Origin of the sequence: Burkholderia sp. SRS-W-2-2016 (assembly GCF_001931485.1) — a bacterium.
In the GTDB taxonomy this organism is placed as follows: Bacteria; Pseudomonadota; Gammaproteobacteria; order Burkholderiales; family Burkholderiaceae; genus Paraburkholderia.
The window spans coordinates 121097-137904 of the sequence record NZ_MSDV01000057.1 but is presented as its reverse complement, the minus strand read 5'-3'; the positions used below and the strand labels follow the sequence as shown (position 1 = coordinate 137904).

The 16808-nt window shown below is 66.8% G+C and carries 17 protein-coding genes and 1 pseudogene; 5 read left to right on the top strand and 13 right to left on the bottom strand.

The features are described from left to right. Positions 1 to 453 precede the first annotated feature (453 nt). From BTH42_RS25120 to BTH42_RS25090, 7 genes and pseudogenes are all read right to left on the bottom strand, one after another. Entirely contained in the window at positions 454 to 1014 is a 561-nt protein-coding gene (locus tag BTH42_RS25120) for a phosphonate degradation HD-domain oxygenase (RefSeq protein WP_075303868.1), read from the bottom strand. A gap of 328 nt (positions 1015 to 1342) precedes the next feature. Next, positions 1343 to 2162, bottom strand: a pseudogene (locus BTH42_RS25115) (phosphonate utilization associated transcriptional regulator). Between the two features lie 51 nt (positions 2163 to 2213). Further along, entirely contained in the window at positions 2214 to 3077 is an 864-nt protein-coding gene (gene phnV, locus BTH42_RS25110) for a 2-aminoethylphosphonate ABC transport system, membrane component PhnV (RefSeq protein ID WP_075303867.1), read from the bottom strand. Further along, positions 3077 to 4060: a 2-aminoethylphosphonate ABC transporter permease subunit gene (locus BTH42_RS25105; RefSeq protein ID WP_075303866.1), complete on the bottom strand. Its 984-nt coding sequence runs from the start codon at positions 4058 to 4060 to the stop codon at positions 3077 to 3079. The genes phnV and BTH42_RS25105 overlap by 1 nt, the downstream gene beginning before the upstream one ends. Continuing rightward, complete coding sequence (gene phnT / locus BTH42_RS25100; RefSeq protein ID WP_075303865.1) at positions 4038 to 5138, bottom strand: 2-aminoethylphosphonate ABC transport system ATP-binding subunit PhnT; 1101 nt, start codon at positions 5136 to 5138, stop codon at positions 4038 to 4040. The genes BTH42_RS25105 and phnT overlap by 23 nt, the downstream gene beginning before the upstream one ends. Positions 5139 to 5231: 93 nt before the next feature. Continuing rightward, on the bottom strand, positions 5232 to 6323 hold the full coding sequence (gene phnS / locus BTH42_RS25095; protein WP_075303864.1) for a 2-aminoethylphosphonate ABC transporter substrate-binding protein: 1092 nt from the start codon (positions 6321 to 6323) through the stop codon (positions 5232 to 5234). A gap of 421 nt (positions 6324 to 6744) precedes the next feature. Beyond that, positions 6745 to 7500 (bottom strand): DeoR/GlpR family DNA-binding transcription regulator, encoded by a 756-nt coding sequence (locus tag BTH42_RS25090; protein WP_075303863.1) that lies wholly within the window; start codon positions 7498 to 7500, stop codon positions 6745 to 6747. A 222-nt stretch (positions 7501 to 7722) separates the two neighbouring features. Between BTH42_RS25090 and BTH42_RS25085 the strand changes: the two genes are divergently transcribed. Continuing rightward, entirely contained in the window at positions 7723 to 9282 is a 1560-nt protein-coding gene (locus BTH42_RS25085; protein WP_075303862.1) for an AarF/ABC1/UbiB kinase family protein, read from the top strand. Positions 9283 to 9403: 121 nt separating this feature from the next. Then, positions 9404 to 10273 carry a DMT family transporter gene (locus BTH42_RS25080; protein WP_075303861.1) on the top strand — a complete coding sequence of 290 codons (870 nt, stop codon included), beginning with the start codon at positions 9404 to 9406 and terminating at the stop codon, positions 10271 to 10273. A gap of 136 nt (positions 10274 to 10409) precedes the next feature. Here the strand turns inward: BTH42_RS25080 and BTH42_RS25075 are convergent, their stop codons facing one another. After that, entirely contained in the window at positions 10410 to 11360 is a 951-nt protein-coding gene (locus BTH42_RS25075) for a L,D-transpeptidase (protein ID WP_075303876.1), read from the bottom strand. On the opposite strand from BTH42_RS25075, the gene BTH42_RS35615 reads away from it, so the two are divergent. From BTH42_RS35615 to nadE, 3 genes are all read left to right on the top strand, one after another. Then, a complete protein-coding gene (locus tag BTH42_RS35615) occupies positions 11287 to 11652 on the top strand; it encodes a hypothetical protein (RefSeq protein WP_178392235.1) in 366 nt (121 codons plus the stop codon). The two genes, BTH42_RS25075 and BTH42_RS35615, sit on opposite strands and share 74 nt — an antisense overlap. A 93-nt stretch (positions 11653 to 11745) precedes the next feature. Then, complete coding sequence (locus BTH42_RS34985; RefSeq protein WP_143752198.1) at positions 11746 to 11976, top strand: hypothetical protein; 231 nt, start codon at positions 11746 to 11748, stop codon at positions 11974 to 11976. Continuing rightward, positions 11973 to 12833: an ammonia-dependent NAD(+) synthetase gene (nadE, locus tag BTH42_RS25070; RefSeq protein ID WP_075303860.1), complete on the top strand. Its 861-nt coding sequence runs from the start codon at positions 11973 to 11975 to the stop codon at positions 12831 to 12833. The genes BTH42_RS34985 and nadE overlap by 4 nt, the downstream gene beginning before the upstream one ends. A 161-nt stretch (positions 12834 to 12994) precedes the next feature. Here the strand turns inward: nadE and BTH42_RS25065 are convergent, their stop codons facing one another. The 5 genes from BTH42_RS25065 to BTH42_RS25050 form a co-directional block, all read right to left on the bottom strand. Continuing rightward, entirely contained in the window at positions 12995 to 13264 is a 270-nt protein-coding gene (locus BTH42_RS25065) for a hypothetical protein (protein ID WP_075303859.1), read from the bottom strand. Positions 13265 to 13269: 5 nt separating this feature from the next. After that, complete coding sequence (locus BTH42_RS35610; protein WP_178392234.1) at positions 13270 to 13434, bottom strand: hypothetical protein; 165 nt, start codon at positions 13432 to 13434, stop codon at positions 13270 to 13272. Positions 13435 to 13625: 191 nt separating this feature from the next. Beyond that, the gene (locus BTH42_RS25060) at positions 13626 to 13985 is read right to left on the bottom strand and encodes a hypothetical protein (protein WP_075303858.1); all 360 of its coding nucleotides are present in this window, start codon (positions 13983 to 13985) and stop codon (positions 13626 to 13628) included. A gap of 48 nt (positions 13986 to 14033) precedes the next feature. Beyond that, positions 14034 to 14708 (bottom strand): hypothetical protein, encoded by a 675-nt coding sequence (locus BTH42_RS25055; protein ID WP_075303875.1) that lies wholly within the window; start codon positions 14706 to 14708, stop codon positions 14034 to 14036. A 184-nt stretch (positions 14709 to 14892) separates the two neighbouring features. Beyond that, the gene (locus tag BTH42_RS25050) at positions 14893 to 16677 is read right to left on the bottom strand and encodes a S10 family peptidase (protein ID WP_075303857.1); all 1785 of its coding nucleotides are present in this window, start codon (positions 16675 to 16677) and stop codon (positions 14893 to 14895) included. Between the last annotated feature and the right edge of the window lie 131 nt (positions 16678 to 16808).

Below are 16808 nucleotides of genomic sequence, written 5' to 3'. Positions count from 1 at the left end.
CGTACTGACGATGATTAATCCGTCTTTCGACAGACAAACCTTCCTCTAATACTGTGTGAGGCTTTTGATACTTTTGCCATACAGCAGACTCCGAAGAATCCGCCACTGCATTCCGCATCAAGTGCCCACACTTATCGGCTGTTAATTTTTAAAGATCGATTCGCTCAACTCGCTGCGCCTTGGCGCTGCTTCGTTTGCGTTGCTGCATCAGCAGCAGAGAAGCGAGATTATGAAGAACTTTCGTCGAATCGTCAACAGGTTTTTATCAACTTCTTAACCTGCCTACGTCGCTGAAGCCCGCACCACTTAAGGCTCTCCCGCTTCCCCGTACCCCGGTGTCCGGAGCACGAAAGAGCGAGATTCTAGTCGCTGGCAGGAGGGCTTGCAAGCGTTATTTTGGCGTGCATTAACCGCGCCAGAACAAGGGCCTGGTCCGGGGGGAAATGTCGCTAGTCAGGCAGTTGCGTGTCTGCGCATCGTCCGTTCCACTATCGCCAGATAGTGATCGAGATCCGGCGTCGCGCGATCCTGTTCCTTCGCGCGATCGTCCCATCTACGCAAACGCAATGCATCCTCGGCGTACGGTTTGCGCAGAAACGCGTCGGCTTCCTCGCTAGTAAAAATGCCGCCCTGCAACTGCAAGCTGCGCACCGAGTCGGCGGACAGCTGGTCGAAATAGCTCGCGTCGATTGCGCACAGGCAACGCTTCGCGTCGACGTGCAGGCGAATCGGCTCCAGGACCGCGTCCGGCAACATCGGCCGCAGGAACGGCAACGCGTAATACTGGTGCAGATCGTCGATGCCTCGCTGCGTCGGCGTCTCCCCCTGCAGATTGAGCAGATGCCCGAGGTCATGCAAAAACGCCGCGGCGACCAGTTCATCGCTCGCGCCTTCGGCCTCGGCCAGCGCGCCGCTCTGCAGCGCGTGCTCGAGTTGCGTCACAGGCTCGCCGCTGTAGGCGAGCTTGCCGTGGCGCTCGAATAGCGCGCGAATATCGTCCAGACTCAATGCCACCTGTTCGTCACTCCCACGGTAATGAGAAGGTCGTCATCGCTTCCTGGACGCCTTCCTTGAAGTCGAGCCCGAATCCTTGATGCCGCCGAACGGCGCCAGCTCGATCCGTTACCTCGCCGCTTCCAACGCGCCCACACGCGCAGCTCCTTGAGCAGACGCGTGATCGCGTCCTGCCAGTTTGTGCGCACGTCCGACGAACAAACCGAACGACGCCCTATTGCCGAACCTGATGCTGATGGCGTCTTCGAGACGTATCGAGCGCGATGAGCGGCGACTCCGGCTCCGCAAGCTTCCTCGCGCAACAGCGTCATCGTCCACGCGGAACCGGTCAGGCACGCCGCCGTTTCTGGTTCTCCGCCGTATTCGCCGTATTCGCCGTATTCGCCGTATTCGCCGTATTCGCCGTATTCGCCGCACTCACCGCACTCACCGCATTCGCCGCATTCGCCGCCTCGCCCGCCGCCCCGCACGCGTCCCGCACCCACTGCAAACCGCCCAACACATGCGCGCGTATCAACGCCGCGGCCTGTTCAGCATCGCGCGACGCCAGCGCCGTCAGAATCGCGCGATGCTCGGCGAGCGACCGCGCCATCGCATCGCCTTGCGCCATCAGCGCGGCCCGCCGGAACAGACTCAACTCGCCGACCAGCCGTCGATACATGTCGAGCAGCTTCGCGTTGCCCGCCGCCGCGACCAGCGCGTCGTGAAACGCGACGTTCGCGCGCGCGTACCCATCGACATCCTCAACCGCGAGCGCCGCGCGCATAGTCTCGATCCAGTCGCGCAGCCCGGCCAGCTGAGCCGCGTCGATCCGCGCGGCCAGCATCCGGCACGCCGCCTCTTCGAGCACCGCGCGCAGCGCGTAAAGCTCGTCCGCCTCCGCCGGCGACACCGTCCGCACGAACACGCCGCGATGCTTCTCGGTACGCACGAGCCCCGCCTGTTTCGAGCGCGCGAAACGCCTCGCGCACCGGCCCGCGCGACACTCGCAGCCGCGCCGCCCAGTCGGCTTCGTTGAGCTTGTCGCCGGGCGCGAGCGCGCCGTCGACGATCCGCCGCTCGAGCTCGTCGCGCACCAGCGTCGTCAGCGAATGGCGGCGCAGGACATCGAGCGGAGCGACAGAATCAGCGTGCATCTTTTCGGTCACTTTGACGGAGTTGCCACCACAGTAGCGGCGCGCGCCCGGCCCACTCGCCGCTCAATCGACCCGCCGCCGCGGCGCGCGCGCCGCGATCAACAGCAGCGCGACCAGCGACACCAGCAGCAGAATCAGCGACAACGCCGAAGCCGGCAGGTAATAACCACGCTCCACCTGCCCGACCACGACGATCGGCACCGTCGCGAAACCCGGCGGGTACACGGTCAGCGTCGCGCCGAGTTCACCGAGCGACAGCGCGAAGCCGAGCGCGAGACTCGCGCGGATCGCCGGCACGAGTTGCGGCAGCACTACGCGGCGGAGCACCATCGACGGCGGCGCCCCCAGACTCGCGGCCGCCTCCCGCAGCACGGTCAGCTCCGGACGCAGCGCGGCGGCCGCGCACCGGTAGCAGAACGGCAGCACCAGCGCGAGCTGCACGAACACGACGATCGCCGCCGAACTCGACAGATCGAGCGGCCGCTTGTGATACGCGATCAGCACCGCGAGACCGAGCACCACGCTCGGCACGCCGTTGGGCATCATCGCGAGCGTGTCGACGAGCGCGCCGAGACCACGGCGGTCGCGCCCTTCGAGCGCGAGTGCAAGCCACAGTCCAAGCACGGTGCCTAGAACCGCGACGCCCATACCGACTTCGAGGCTGGTCGTCAGCGCATCGAAGTCGCTCGAACCGAGGCGTTCGAACCAGCGCATGCTGAAGCCGTCGGGCAGGATCGTGCCGGACCAGTGCGCGGCGACGCTCGATAACGCGACCACCAGCACCGGCAGCACGAACAGCCAGAAGCACAGCAGCGCGGCGAAGCCGAGAAACAGACTGCCGCACAGCCGCACCGCGAGACTGTGACGCACCGGCCGGCCCTTCTTGTGCATCACCGGCAGCACGGCCGGATCGAGATCGGCGGCCATCACCGGGCTCCTTTCAGGTTGCGTCGATTGACGCGCCGGTACAGCGCATACAGCGACAACGACATCAGCAGCATCACGACCGCGCCGGCGGCGGCGGTCGGCAGATCGAGATCGACGGTCGCGGCGCTGTAGATCGCGACCGGCAGCGTAATCAGATGCGCGCTGCCGAGCACCAGCAGAATCCCGAACTCGTTCAAGGTCAGCAGAAAACACAGGATCGTGCCGGCCGCGATACCGGGCCACGCGAGCGGCAGAATCACGCGAAACGCGACCATCAGACCGTTCGCACCGAGGCTTCGCGCGGCTTCGATCAGCCGCCGGTCGAGCAGCGCGAACGAAGCCAACGTGGGCCGCACGACGAACGGCGTGTAGAACACCACTTCCGCGAGAATCACCCCGCCGATCCCGAACAGAAAGTTGAGCGGCGGCTCCTGCAGATTGAACAGCCGCTGCAAGCCGATGCTGACCGAGCCCTGCGAGCCGTACAGAAAGATCAGCGTGAACGCGACCAGAAACGACGGGAACGCGACGAACAGTTCCAGAAAGCGCGTGACCATCCGCGCGCCCGGGAACGGCTTGAAGAACAGCAGCGACGCAAGCGCGACGCCGAGCAGCGACGCCAGACTCGCGCTCGCGAACAGGATCCACAGCGTGGTGCCGATCACGCCGCGCGTCTCGGGATTGCCGAAGAACGTCGTGTACGCGTGGATCGACAGGCCGTGCGCGTCGGTAAGGCTCAGCATCACGAGCCGCACCAGCGGATAGATGACAAGCGGCCCGAGCACGACTACCGCGATAAACAGCAGATGCGATTGCGCGACGCGTTCGCGCCGCTTCACCGCGACCGTATGGGCGGCGGCGCTCGCCTGCCGCCGCGCGGCAGCCTCGGCTTCGAAAGCGACGGCTGCTACGCCAACCGCGCCGGCATCGATCGCGCCGAGGCCAAGCGGCTTCTGCGCGTCAGGGCTTGATAAGGACGACATCGTCAGCCTCGTAACGCAGGGAAACACGCGCGCCCTTTTCCGGCGCCATCCCGTGGCCGCGCTGCAGCGTGACCAGCACCGGCTCGTTCGGCAGCGCGTCGAGCACGACCGATACCGACACCACCGCGCCATACCACTCGACCGAGGCAATCGCGCCATGCAACTGCCCTTCGCCGAGCGGCACGATGCGCAGCGCCTCCGGCCGCAGGCAGGCGACCCGCTCCCGTTCGTTGTGACGCGCGTCGTCCATCCCGAACGCGACCTGCGGCGGCAGCAGATTGGCCGCGCCCAGATAACGCGCGACAAAGCCGTCGGCCGGCGTGTCGTACAGCTGCTGCGGCGTGCCGAGCTGCGCGATGCGGCCGTCGCGCATCAGCAGCGTGCGGTCCGACAGCACCAGCGCGTCGTCCTGATCGTGCGTCACGCAGACGATCGTCAGATTCGGCAACCGCTCATGCAGCGCCTTCAGTTCGGAGCGCACCGACGCGCGCAGATTGGCATCGAGCGCGGACAGCGGTTCGTCGAGCAGCAGCACGTCGGGCTCGATCACCAGCGCGCGGGCGAGCGCGACGCGCTGCTGCATGCCACCCGACAATTGCGCGGGCATCACGTGACCGGCGTCGCCGAGTTGCACGAGCTTCAGCGCATCGGCGACCCGCCGCGCGACATCGCGTGCAGGAATGCGGCGCGCGCGCAAACCGAACGCGACGTTCTCGAACACCGACAGATGCGGAAACAGCGCATAGCTCTGGAACAGCAGACCGAGATTGCGCTTGTGCGGCGGCACGTGGGTCAGATCGTGGCCGGCCACAGTCAGCGTGCCGGCCAGACCGTCCGCTTCGATGAAGCCCGCGATGAAGCGCAGCAACGTGGTCTTGCCGCAACCGCTGCGGCCGAGCACGGTGAGCAGCTCGCCGCGCTGAATCGTCAGCGACAGATCGTCGAGCACCGTGCGCGCGCCGAAGCGCACCGTCAGGTGATCGATCTGCACGCCGCCCGGCGCGGCGGCACGCTCGGCATCGGGCGTATCCAGTGCGGCGCCAGGCGCATGGGGGTGAGCGAGGCTGGCGGTATTCACCGGGGGTCGTCCTCCAACAGGTTTAAAGCGAATGCGGCGCCGCCGCGGTTAGGCCGCGGCAGCGCCGGCATCGGGTCCGGCGGCTTCGGCCGCTTACTTCGGCTTGACCACTTCGGTCTGCTTGCCCGACGAACCGATCACGTCGTTTTTCCAGCGCGTGGTCCAGTCGGCCTTCTTCGCCATCACGTGGTTCCAGTCGACCGGAATCAGCTTCACGCCGGCGATCGACTGCTTGACCGTCTCGCCGTTCTTGCCGGCGAGCGGCACGTCGCTACGGCCCGGAATGCCGAAAATGTCCGGCACCCTCGATTGCACGTCGGTCGACATCAGGTAATCGATCAGCTTCTTGCCCTCGGCCTGGTTCGGGCCGTTCTTGATCAGCGCGATTGCGTACGGCAGCTGGAACGTGGTCGGCTGGCCGCCGGCGTCGGCCGCGAGGAACACCGGCTTCAGCGACAGGCCGCCGTTGGCCGCGTCGTCGAGGTCCATCTGCAGGTCGCCGTTGGCAAACGCGATTTCGTTACGCGACAGCAGCACGTCGAGATAGCCGGTGCCCTTGGTGTGGAATTTCGCGCCCTGTTCGAGCTTCTTCAGATAATCGAACGCCTTGTCCTCGCCCATCAGCGACGAGGTCAGGATGATCACGGCCATGCCGTCGCCTGCGGTCGCCGGGTTCGAGTACGCGACCTTGCCGCTGTAGTCCGGATGCAGCAGATCGGCGAACGTCTTCGGCTGGGTCTTCGTGACTTCCGGGTTGATCGCGAACGAGAAATAGTTGTTCACGAAGGTCGCCCACGCGCCGTTCGGCGCCTTCGCGATCGCCGGCACGTTCTGGTAGTTCGCGCTCTGGTACGCCTGCAGCAGACCGTTCTGGTCGGCCTGCTGGATGAACGGCGGCAGCGTGACCAGCACGTCGGCCTTCGGCTGATCCTTTTCGATGGTCGCGCGGTTCACCACTTCGCCGCTGCCGGCGGTGACGATATTGACCTTCACGCCTTCCTTCTTCTCGAAGGCCGGCAGCACGTCCTTGTAGAGATTTTCGAGGCCGTCGGCGGTGTACAGCACGACCGCCTGGGCCGCCTGCGCCTGAATCGCGGTGCCGCCGAAAGCGGCCGCGGCGACAAGCGCCGGCAGCAGTTTGCGCGCGAGGCCGGCCGCGCGGTGGCGGGAATTCGTCTTTGTCATGTCGCACTCTCCGAAACGCAATAAACCAGACGGTCGGGGTAACCCCATACCTATGTAGTGATCGAATGGCGGCACGCGGCGCTTGCGCGTTGCGCATGGGGCCGTTGCCGTGCCGCTCTGTCGTGAATTGCAGATTGCCGACAAGCTGGCCGCTTCTCTTTCAGCCTGACCGACAGCCGGCTGGTGAGATTCGCGCTGCATGCCGCGCCTGAACGGGCCCGGCAAGAATCACAGGTTTCGATGACAAGGCCGTGACGGGTGCGACAAACTGCAAAAATAACCACAATTTGCCAAATCAGGCCAACTTGCGCAGAGGGTGGGAGTGTGCGGAATGGGGGAAGACGCGCGGCGTGGGAGTCGAACGCGTCGGGATGAAGCGATGCTTGCGGGGATCGCGTAAAGCCACGCGCCCCGCCCTTTGTCACGCGATCAGAATCTCCGGCCCGTGCGCGCTGATCGCCTTGCCGAGCGCGCGCTCCGGCGCCAGTTCGGTGACGAGGTAACGCGCGGACTCGATGCCGTTGATGCGCACGGGCGTCACCCGGCCGAACTTCGAATGATCGGCGACGATCACCACCGTGTCGGCCGCGGCGATCATCCGGCTGCGCACCTCGGCGGCCATCCGGCTGTAGTCGGTCAGATAGCCGTCCGGCGAAATCCCGCCCGCGCCGATGAACGCGAAGTCCGCGTGATACTGGGTGAGTTGATGGACGGTGTCGAGACCGAAGGTCGCGTCCTCGATATCGGACAGCTCGCCGCCGAGCAGCGTCACGCGATTGTCGTTGCGGCGGCCGAGCAGCAGCGCGATGCGCCAGTCGTTGGTGTAGACCGTCAGCCGATGGCGGTCGAGCAGCGCCCGCGCGACCGCCTGGGTGGTGCTGCCCGAGTCGATGATCAGCGATGCGCCGTCCGGCACGAACTCGGCCGCGCGCTCGCCGATCGCGCGCTTGGCGCTGGCGTTCTCGGCTTCGCGGGTGTCGAGATCGGGCTCGCGCCGATCGTTCGACAACGCGCCGCCGTGCGTCGTCACGAGCAGGCCGCGGCCGGCCAGCGCGTTCAGATCGCGCCGGATCGTCTCGCGCGACACGTTCAGTTCGCGCACCAGTTCGGCAACCGAGAGCGCGCCGTTTTTGGCAACTTGCGCGAGGATGTATTGATGACGTTGTTCTGCAAGCATCTGTCGAGGCCGGAAGCCGGCACGCTGGGGTTTCGTCGTTGAAAAAAGGCCGGCGTATTGTATTACGCATGGTCGGCGATCACCGTCGACGCGCCGGGCCAGTCCGCACTGCACGCGAACCCGCCGACCTGCTAACCTTGACGGGCTCGGCGGGCCGGCCGGGCAGCCGCGCGCTGCCCGGCCGCGTTCCGCGCACTTCGCTTCGCCGTCAACCGAACCACGATGCCGCCACTGTTTCGCCGTCTCCGACTGCTGTTCCATGCGCTGCGTTACGGCGCGCGCCTGATCTGGCTCGCCGCTCCGCCCGACCACAAACTCCACTGGATCATCGAGCTGATCGGCCGCGTGCACGCGTCCGGGCGCAGCGGCGCGCAACTGCACGCGATGCTGCCGGCGCTCGGCCCGCTCGCGAGCCGCTTCGCGCAGACGCTCGCCGAGCGTCCCGAACTCGCGAGCGGCACGCTGCACGACGCGCTCGACGCGCTCGATCACATGGAGGAACCGCTGCCGCCGGACGAGTCGGCGCTGGCGTTGACGCGCGCGTTCGGCCGGCCGCTCGGCGAACTGTTCAGCGCGGTCGATCTCGTGCCGGTGCGCAGCGGCTTTGCCGAGCAGACCCATTTCGCGCGGCTCGCGGCGCCGCTCAAAGGCCACCACGAAGTCGCGATCAAACTGGTGCGCGCGCAACAATTGCAGCAACTCGGCGACGAACTCGCGCTGCTGCGCTGGGTTGCGCGCTGGCTCGAAAAGCTCTCGCGCACTGCCCGCCGCCTGCGCTTGCGCGCACTCGCGCAAAGCTTCACCGACGATATCCAGCGTCGCTTCGACCTGCGCGCCGAAGCGGCCAACCTGAGCCAGAGCGGCCACCATTTCGACGCCGATCCGCGCATCGTGATTCCGGACGTGATCTGGGAGCTGTGCACCGAGCACACGCTGACGATGCAGCGCATCAACACGCTGCCGGCGAGCGACCTCGCCGGGCTGCATGCGCATCACATCAAGCTCGCGCCGCTCGCCGCGCATATCGTCGAAGTGGTCACCGAGCAGGCCTTCGAGCACGGCTTTTTCCACGCGACGCTCGATGCGCGCCGGGTGCGCGTCAGCGTCGAACCGGACACGCTCGGGCGGCTGGTGCTGGCGGAATTTTCGATCATGTCGACGCTGTCGACCGGCGAGCGCGAGTTCTTCGTGCACGGCGCGAGCGCGCTGTTCGAGCAGGACTACGCGCGGCTCGCCGACATGCATCGCGACGCCGGCCACGTGCCGCACGACACCCGCCCCGAAATGCTCGAAGCCGAGTTGCGCACGCGCGCCGAAGCGCATTTCGCGGCCGCGCCGCCGGACCGCTCGGCGGGCTCGCTGTTTCATCATCTGCTGCACGGCGTGCAGCCGTTCGACGGCTGCGTGTCCGCTCGCCTCGCGACCGCGCAGCGCTCGTTCCAGCAGGCGGAGACGCTCGCGCGCGCCCTGCATCCGGGCGTCGATACATGGAACATCACGCGCGACGTGCTGGCCGGCATCGCGCGGCGCGACATCGATCATCGCGGCTGGATCAAGCGCATCTCGCGCGAGTTGCCGCATCTCGCGCACATGCTGCCGCGCGTGCCGCAACTCGCGGTGCGCTACCTGCAACAGAAGCACGAGAGCGGACGCACGCCGCAGCAGAACGCGCAACTGCTCGCCGAACTCGTACGCGAATACCGGCGCACCCGCTGGCTGCTGTGGGGCTGCGTGATCTGCGGCGGCGTGCTGGGCGTCGGCATGATGCTGCTGATCGGCTGACGTGACGAAACTTGACGTGACGTGACGGCCGCAACCACGCCGGGCCGCGCATTGCAGCTTCGAACAAGACGCGCGCCGCTGCGCTCGCCATCATGACGGCTTTTTCACACCGTCCGTTTCGATGCTCGCCTCTTTCCTCGCCGCCGTCTTCGTCGTGCTGTGGTCGACCGGCTTCGTGGTCGCCCGCGCGATCACGCCTTACGCCGATCCCAATCTGTTTCTGCTGGCCCGCTTCGGCGGCACCGCGCTGATCTTCACGCTGGCCGCGCTGCTCGCGCGCGCCGCGTGGCCGAGCGGACGCAATCTCGGCAAGCATCTGGCCGCGGGCGCGCTGTTGCAGGGCGTCTATCTCGGCGCCGGCTACTGGGCCGTCGCGCAGGGCCTGAGCGCCGGCGTGATGGCGCTGCTCGGCGCGCTGCAACCGCTGGCGACCGCCGCCGTCGCCGCGCCGCTGTTCGGCGAGCGGCTGTCGCGGCGCGGCTGGAGCGGGATGGCGCTCGGCCTCGCCGGCGTCGTGCTGGTGCTCGCGCCGAAGCTCGCCGCCGCAACGCCGCCGACACACGGCAACGCGCCCGCGTGGCTGGTCGTGCTGGTGTCGATTCTGGCGGTCGGCGCGATCACCGCGGGCACGCTGTTCCAGAAGACTTCGCTCGCGAAGGCCGATATTCGTAGCGCGAGCGCGGTGCAGAACCTGGGGGCCGCCGTCGTCGCCGCGCTGCTGGCGCTCGCGCTCGGCGAGCATCGCTGGATCGCTTCGCCGACGCTGTGGGTATCGCTCGGTTGGGGTGTCGTGATGCTGTCGGGGATCAGCGTGACGCTGCTGGTGTGGATGGTCCGGCGCGGCGACGCGTCGCGCGCGACCGCGCTGCTGTTTCTCGCGCCGCCGCTGGCCGCGCTCGAAGGCTATCTCGGCTTCGGCGAGACCTTGCTGCCGGTGCAGATCGCCGGCTTCGTGCTCGCGTTGGCCGGGGTGTTGCTGGCAAGGTCGTGACGGTGGGCGACGCGGGGCGGACTTGCGCGTCGATGCCGGAGAGGGGCGTTAATAGGCCGTCGAGCCGTAACCGGGCCTGCGTCACGCCGCAGTCGAGTTGCAGTCGAGTTGTAGTCCAGCCGCTGCTAGTCCACCGTCAATCCGCCGTGTCCGCCCTGGCCGGCATCTTCGCGCGCGCGGCCGAGCCCGGCGCCGGCGCCCACGCCGGCCGGCCCTTGCGCTGCGAATCGACGACGACGATATAGCGCCCCGCCCACGGCAGAATCCGTCGATCGCTTTTCAGCACCCAAAGCGATTGGCCCGCGTCGACCAGTTGCGCGTATTCGGCGTCGAGAATCCCGTAGTGATCGATAAACGTGTTCAGCGTCGCGGGAATCCGCACGCAGCCCTTCGAGTGACGGATGCCGAGCACCGCTTCGAGGCGGTCCGGGTCGGTCGCATGCATCTGGAAGCGCATCTGCGAGACGCCGCCTTTGCCCCAGCCGCGCTCGCCGTCGGCCCAGCCGAGATCGAAGATGCGCATGTCGCGCCGCCCATAGCCGCGAATATGGTTTTCGTTCTGTGTGCCCTCAGAGCGGAAATCCATGTTGTCGGGCGTGTGTTCGAATACGCCCAGCGGCGTGATGAAGTGATCGTATTCGCCGGGCCGTCCGGTCGACACCGGCGCCGCGCCGATCATCTGCCAGTTGTCGGCCGGGACCGCGCGAAAGTAGATGAACACTGCCTGCACGTTGGCGTTGCGATCGACCAGCACCACGTATTCGCCCGACAGGCTGCCGAGTTCGTGCGCATCGAGCGCCGCCTGCAAGCGCGCGGCATACGCGCGCTGTTCGGCGGCCGGCACCTTGAGCCGGCGGTTTACGTCGCGCGCGAACACGTCGCGCAGTAGAAAAGCGCGCTGCGGATCGACGACGCCGGCCGCGTCGGGCACCGCGACGGCGGATCCGTCGAGCACGGCCGATGGACGGTTAATAGCGACTGCTGCGGAGGCGGGATTCGGGTTGGAAGCGCGTTTGAGCGACGAGGCCGAAGACGGCGCAGCGATTGGTTTTGACGCGGAGGCAAGGTTGGGTGCTGAGGCCCGCATCGGCGCCGCCGCCTTTCCGACCGACGCCGACGCCGACGCCGACGCCGACGCCGACGCCGCCGTATCAAGCGGCGCCGCCAACGCGCCCGCGCCCGACAATGCGCAAACCAGCGCGCAGCCCCATGCACATAAGGTCGCGCCGACCGGCCCCGGCACGTTCACCAGGCCACCCGCGCGACGAATCCTGCGCGGCACGCCGCGTATCGACAGCATGCCCGTCACCCCGCGCCGACTCACTCGCGCGACGAAACTCAGGCGATTCGATCCAGGCTGGAGAGGCCGATCCAGGTAGCTCATCGCGTATCACAGCAAACGTGATTATTATTGAATGCCCGCCGGGTCCCTGCTGCGCCCGGCACGACGATATTACTCAGCACACCGACGCATGTCGATCAATGCAAAGACAGTCAAAGGCTCAGGCTCGCCGTCATACCCGACGATTCCGCGCTTCCCGCATATCGGCAGCGATCCGCCGTTTGCCGACGCGATTCAATGCGATCGCAACCGTCTCCAGAGCCGGCGCGTCGCTCGCCATGCAAATCGCTTTAAACCGGTTTCAAGCCGCTTTCAATTACGCTTCCAATTCCATTTCCGCGAGGAGAGAGACGCACCATGACCCAATCCGATCCGCTCGCCCGACAGGCCGCCATTGCAGCCGAACTACACGTCGCCGGCCAATTCGACGCGCAGCGCGAGATCGAGCGCCGGGTCGATTTTCTGGCGAACTATCTGCGCGCCAGCGGCCTCGCGACTTATGTACTCGGCATTAGCGGCGGCGTCGATTCGACGACGGCCGGACGTCTCGCGCAACTGGCGGTCGAACGTCTGCGCGCCGCGCAGTACGATGCGCGCTTCGTCGCGGTGCGCCTGCCCTATGGCGAACAACGCGACGAAGCCGATGCACAGCAGGCCTTGGGATTTATCCGCGCCGACGAAAATCTGACGATCGATATCCGCCCCGCCGCCGACGCGATGCTCGCGTCGCTCGAACAAAGCGGCGTGCCGTTCAGGGACGCGGCGCAGCGCGATTTCGTGCACGGCAATATCAAGGCACGCCAGCGGATGATCGCGCAATACGCGGTGGCCGGCGCGCGCGTGGGCGTCGTGATCGGCACGGACCACGCGGCCGAATCGGTGATGGGCTTCTTCACCAAGTTCGGCGACGGCGGCGCCGACGTGCTGCCGCTCGCCGGCCTCAGCAAGCGCCGCGTGCGGGCTCTTGCGCACACGCTCGGCGCACCCGACGCATTGACCCACAAGGTGCCGACCGCCGACCTCGAAATGCTGCGCCCGCTGCGCCCGGACGAAGACGCGTATGGAATCCCGTACGACGCGATCGACGATTTCCTCGAAGGCAAGCCGGTCAGCGAGACCGCGCGCGACGTGATCCTGCAGTTTTACAACGCGACGCGTCACAAACGGGCGCTGCCGTATACGCCGTTCGACTGGCCGACGCGCTCGGACAAGAAATAAAAGGCAGCCCGGCAACGCTGGAAAAGATCGCGACTGCACGCGGGCGCGTGTCGTCGCCGCCGCCACAACGGCGCGCGCCGTAAACGAATCAGGGCGGTGGCGATACGCGCGTGAATCGCGTATCGCCACCGCCCTGGAAAACTTCCGGCCTGTGCGAGTGCCTAGCTCGCGTCGGGCGGCGGTTCGTCGGTAAACAGATCGGCGCTCGCTTCGAGCGGCTGCCCGCCCAGCTGCTTGCCCTGAATCTGCCGCGCGATCACGTCGCCGACATACGGCACATCCGCATCCAGTTCGACCGTCGCGTAGGCGCCGGGCGTGCCGGCGTCCACCACCTCGACGTTTTTCGCGTAATGGCCGAGTTCGCGCGTCAGGAACTCCCGCACCTCCTGTTCGCTGCACGATTCGGCGATATTGCGCACGGTCAGGTTCATACGGCCTACCCTCGCCACCCGGCGCGGCCCGCTCGATCGGCGGCGCGCTCGATCCGCACCGGTCGCAGCGCGCTGCGCTGCTTTGCCTGGGCGGCGGCGAACGCGCGAAGCGCAACGGCGCCGGTCGCGCCGGCGAGTCCCACAGCGAGCAATGACAGATAGAAGGCCATTATTCCAATCTCCTTTGCGAATTTCGTCCTGTTGTCAGGATTGCCACCTGCGACTCCGCGAACGCCGCGGCACCGTGTCATAGCGATTGGCGCGACGTCTGCGTCAATGCACTGTACCCGAATCAGCTGCGTCATCTCTCGAAAAACATCTGCTGATCGAGCACTGCGCATGCCCGGCCGGCGCGTGCGGATCAGTCCGCCGCTTGCACGTTCGCCGCGCTGACCCACCATGCATTGCTGCCGCGCGGCAGACGGACCAGCACCGCGGACGGATCGTCGACGCCGTCGTCGGTGATCTGGCAGACCGGCTGGCCGTCGCGCAGAGGTTTCACTTCGCCGGCCGCCTGGAACAGCGCGATGCGGCGCGCGCTCAGCGGGCGCAGTTGCTCGTACACGTCGAAGCTGATCGCCGCGGGCACGTCGCCGCGAATCTCCAGCGTATCGGCCGGCGCGCAGTGCGCGGGCAACGCCGGCACGGCGGCCAGCGCGGCGGCGCTGCCGCACAGGCCGCCGAGCGTCAGCGCGAGAGCGGCAAAACGGGAATAGGTCATGGTGTTTCTCCGAAAAAATTAAGGACAGCGGACTGCGAACTACCGCGTCTAGCGCGTGCGCGCCTGCGGCTCGCCGCGCTGACGCTCGTCGCCGTCGACCTGATCGCCGCCGGTGGCGACGTCGAGCCGGCTGAGGTCGCAAGACGCGCGGCCGAAGCCGCCGTACACCGCGGACCAGTTGCCGGCGATCGCCGCTTGCGCCTGCGCGAGGCTCAACTGGCCGTCGCAGACGCAGCGTTTGAGCATCGCCGCCGCGCGCGCCTTGCGACGCTCGCCCTGCGGACCCGCCCACGGCAGCAGATCGAGATTGGCGGGCGCGTCCGGCGAGCCGCCGAGCATGATCGGCACCCGTCGATCGAGCGCGAGGCCGGCGCCTTCATCGGCATCGATACCGCGCTCGGCGAGCATCCGGTCCTTCTGCGCCATCAGTTCGTCGAACGGCGGCGCGACCGTGCGCGCATAACCGGGGCGGCAGATCGTCTCGCCGACCGATTCCTGCGTGACGCGCTCGTCGAGCATCCCGCTCAGCTGCGCGGCGGCGTCGCCGATTTGCAGCGCGAGCAGCGCGGTCACGCCGACCCGCAGCCACGCGCGCGGCCGCGTGCGAGCGCCACGGCGCCGGCCGCGCTCGCGCGCGAACGGCGCCGGACTGGCTGCGTCACTGCTGGGGAAAGGATCGCTGGAAACAGCGTCGGGATGCGGGTCGGCGATGCCTGCGTTCATCGGTTGGCGCGCCGGCGGCGGCGCGCGGTAGTTCAATTCGCAGGGCAATTAAAACACATTCAATATGGGTAGCGCGAAAAGCCGCGCTCGGGAAGTGCCGTGCGCGGCGCGGCCAGCGGCTTATGGCGCTTGCGCGTCGCCTTTGCCGCGGCCGCCCATGCCGCTGGTGCCACCCGCCGCCCCGCTACTTCGCGACCCTTGCCTGCAACGCGCGGATCCGGCCGAGCGCTTGCGTATCGCTCACCGTCTTTTCGTACAGATGCGCGAGATCGGCCTTCAACGCGGTGCGCGACCCGCCGTCCAGATAGATCATGTGGCCCGACGGATAGAAGCGCGCGGACAGGTTCTGCCGCACCTGCTGACTGAGCAGCGGCATCTGCTGCAGATCGAGCACGGTCTGATAGAACGGCGTGACGAAATCGTAAAAGCCGTTCGCCGACAGCACCTTCAGGTCGGGATTGAGCGCCATCACCGCGGCGAGGTCGCCGGCCGTGTACAGGATGATGTTGCCCTTCGAGTCGACGCCCTTCTGCGCGCCGGTCGGATCGATATGGCCGAAATCCCAGTACTTGAACGCCTGGTCGTTCAGGTCGGTGAACGCCGAGTTCGATGTGTACTTCAGCTGCTCGTTCAGATACACGTTCCACATCGTCGTGTAGACGCCGGTGACCGCGGTCATCGTCGGATCGTTGCCGCCGGAGTTCGGATCGATCTTGCCGGCGATGCCGGTCTCGATCGCGGTCACACGGCCGTCGTACTCGCCGAGCGCCAGACCCTGCGACTTCAGCAGCGTGGTCAGAAACAGCGAGTTGCCGCGGCTGTCGTAGCCGGCGATATCGAGGCTCCACGCGAGCAGCGTGGTCTTGTCGATGCCGGTGTATTCGCTCAGTTTCTCGACGGTCGAAGAATCCGTGGTCGGGAATTTGCGCAGCGCGGCCAGGTAATCGGTGCGCGCGAACTGCGCGACTTCCTCGGCGAACGCGCCGAGATCGGTCGGCCGCGGCGCGACGCCGAGCTTCTTGTGATACCACGCGTCCGCCGCCGCGGTGGGCAGCGCGCCGACCGGATTGCCGGCCTGCGTGTAGTCGAGAATCGACGATTGCAGCGTGATACCGTTCAGATCGACGCCGTCCTCGTGCAGCCGGTATGCGAGCACGCAGCTGCGCGCGGTGCCGTACGACTCGCCGAACAGATACTTCGGCGAGTTCCAGCGATTGTTTTTGGTCAGAAAACGCTTGATGAACTGCTTGATCGAATCGGCGTCCTGATCGACGCCCCAGAAATCGCGATTCTTCTTCGGCGCGATCGCCGCCGAATAGCCGGTGCCGACCGGGTTGATGAACACCAGGTCGCTCCTGTCGAGCAGGCTGTCCGGGTTGTCTTCCATCGAATACGGCGCGGGCGGCGTGAAGTTCGGCATCGAGGTCTTGATGCGGCGCGGCGCGAACGAGCCGAGCAGCACGAACACCGATGACGACCCCGGCCCGCCGTTATAGAAAAACGTCAACGGCCGGGTTTCCTCTTTCTGGTGGTCCTGCGTGAAGGCGACGTAGAACATCCGCGCGTCGGGTTGCGAGCTGCTCGGATCGACGATCACCAGATGGCCGGCGGTCGCGGTGTAATTGATCTTGTGCCCGCCGATCGTCACCGAGTGATGGGTGATCGCGGCGCTCTCGGTGGTGTCGGTGACCGAGTCGTCCGGGCCGTTGCCGTATGCGACCGGATCGAAGAACGGCTGGTCGCCGGATTTGCCCCGGTGCGCGGCGGCGGCGGCGCGCGTAGTGCTTGGGGTGCTCGGGGTGCTCGTAGCGCCATGGGTGCCGGCGCTGGCCGCGGGGCTGGCGCTGCTCGTGACGCTGCTCGTAGCGCTGGCGGTGCTCGCGGCGCCGCTGGCTGCGCCCGGCCTGGCCGTGGCGGGCGCGTCGTGCGAAGGGTGTTGGGTATCGGAAGCTGATGCTGGGTTCGTCATGATCGCTCCAAGGGTTCGTATTGACGTGCCGTGCGTCCTCGTTGTTACGTCCTCGCGATGCCGGGGCGTTGCGCACGCCTGCTGCTCATCTGCGTTTGCCCGCGCTGATCCGCGTGCGTCCCGCGTGTTCC

Bases quoted from the DNA above. Each gene is read 5' to 3' on its own strand.
- phnV (WP_075303867.1), bottom strand. From the start codon at position 3,077: ATGGCCGCCGATCTCGATCCGGCCGTGCTGCCGGTGATGCACAAGAAG.
- BTH42_RS25105 (WP_075303866.1), bottom strand. From the start codon at position 4,060: ATGTCGTCCTTATCAAGCCCTGACGCGCAGAAGCCGCTTGGCCTCGGC.
- phnS (WP_075303864.1), bottom strand. From the start codon at position 6,323: ATGACAAAGACGAATTCCCGCCACCGCGCGGCCGGCCTCGCGCGCAAA.
- BTH42_RS25090 (WP_075303863.1), bottom strand. From the start codon at position 7,500: ATGCTTGCAGAACAACGTCATCAATACATCCTCGCGCAAGTTGCCAAA.
- BTH42_RS25085 (WP_075303862.1), top strand. From the start codon at position 7,723: ATGCCGCCACTGTTTCGCCGTCTCCGACTGCTGTTCCATGCGCTGCGT.
- BTH42_RS25080 (WP_075303861.1), top strand. From the start codon at position 9,404: ATGCTCGCCTCTTTCCTCGCCGCCGTCTTCGTCGTGCTGTGGTCGACC.
- BTH42_RS25075 (WP_075303876.1), bottom strand. From the start codon at position 11,360: ATGCGGGCCTCAGCACCCAACCTTGCCTCCGCGTCAAAACCAATCGCT.
- BTH42_RS34985 (WP_143752198.1), top strand. From the start codon at position 11,746: ATGTCGATCAATGCAAAGACAGTCAAAGGCTCAGGCTCGCCGTCATAC.
- nadE (WP_075303860.1), top strand. From the start codon at position 11,973: ATGACCCAATCCGATCCGCTCGCCCGACAGGCCGCCATTGCAGCCGAA.
- BTH42_RS25065 (WP_075303859.1), bottom strand. From the start codon at position 13,264: ATGAACCTGACCGTGCGCAATATCGCCGAATCGTGCAGCGAACAGGAG.
- BTH42_RS35610 (WP_178392234.1), bottom strand. From the start codon at position 13,434: ATGGCCTTCTATCTGTCATTGCTCGCTGTGGGACTCGCCGGCGCGACC.
- BTH42_RS25060 (WP_075303858.1), bottom strand. From the start codon at position 13,985: ATGACCTATTCCCGTTTTGCCGCTCTCGCGCTGACGCTCGGCGGCCTG.
- BTH42_RS25055 (WP_075303875.1), bottom strand. From the start codon at position 14,708: ATGAACGCAGGCATCGCCGACCCGCATCCCGACGCTGTTTCCAGCGAT.
- BTH42_RS25050 (WP_075303857.1), bottom strand. From the start codon at position 16,677: ATGACGAACCCAGCATCAGCTTCCGATACCCAACACCCTTCGCACGAC.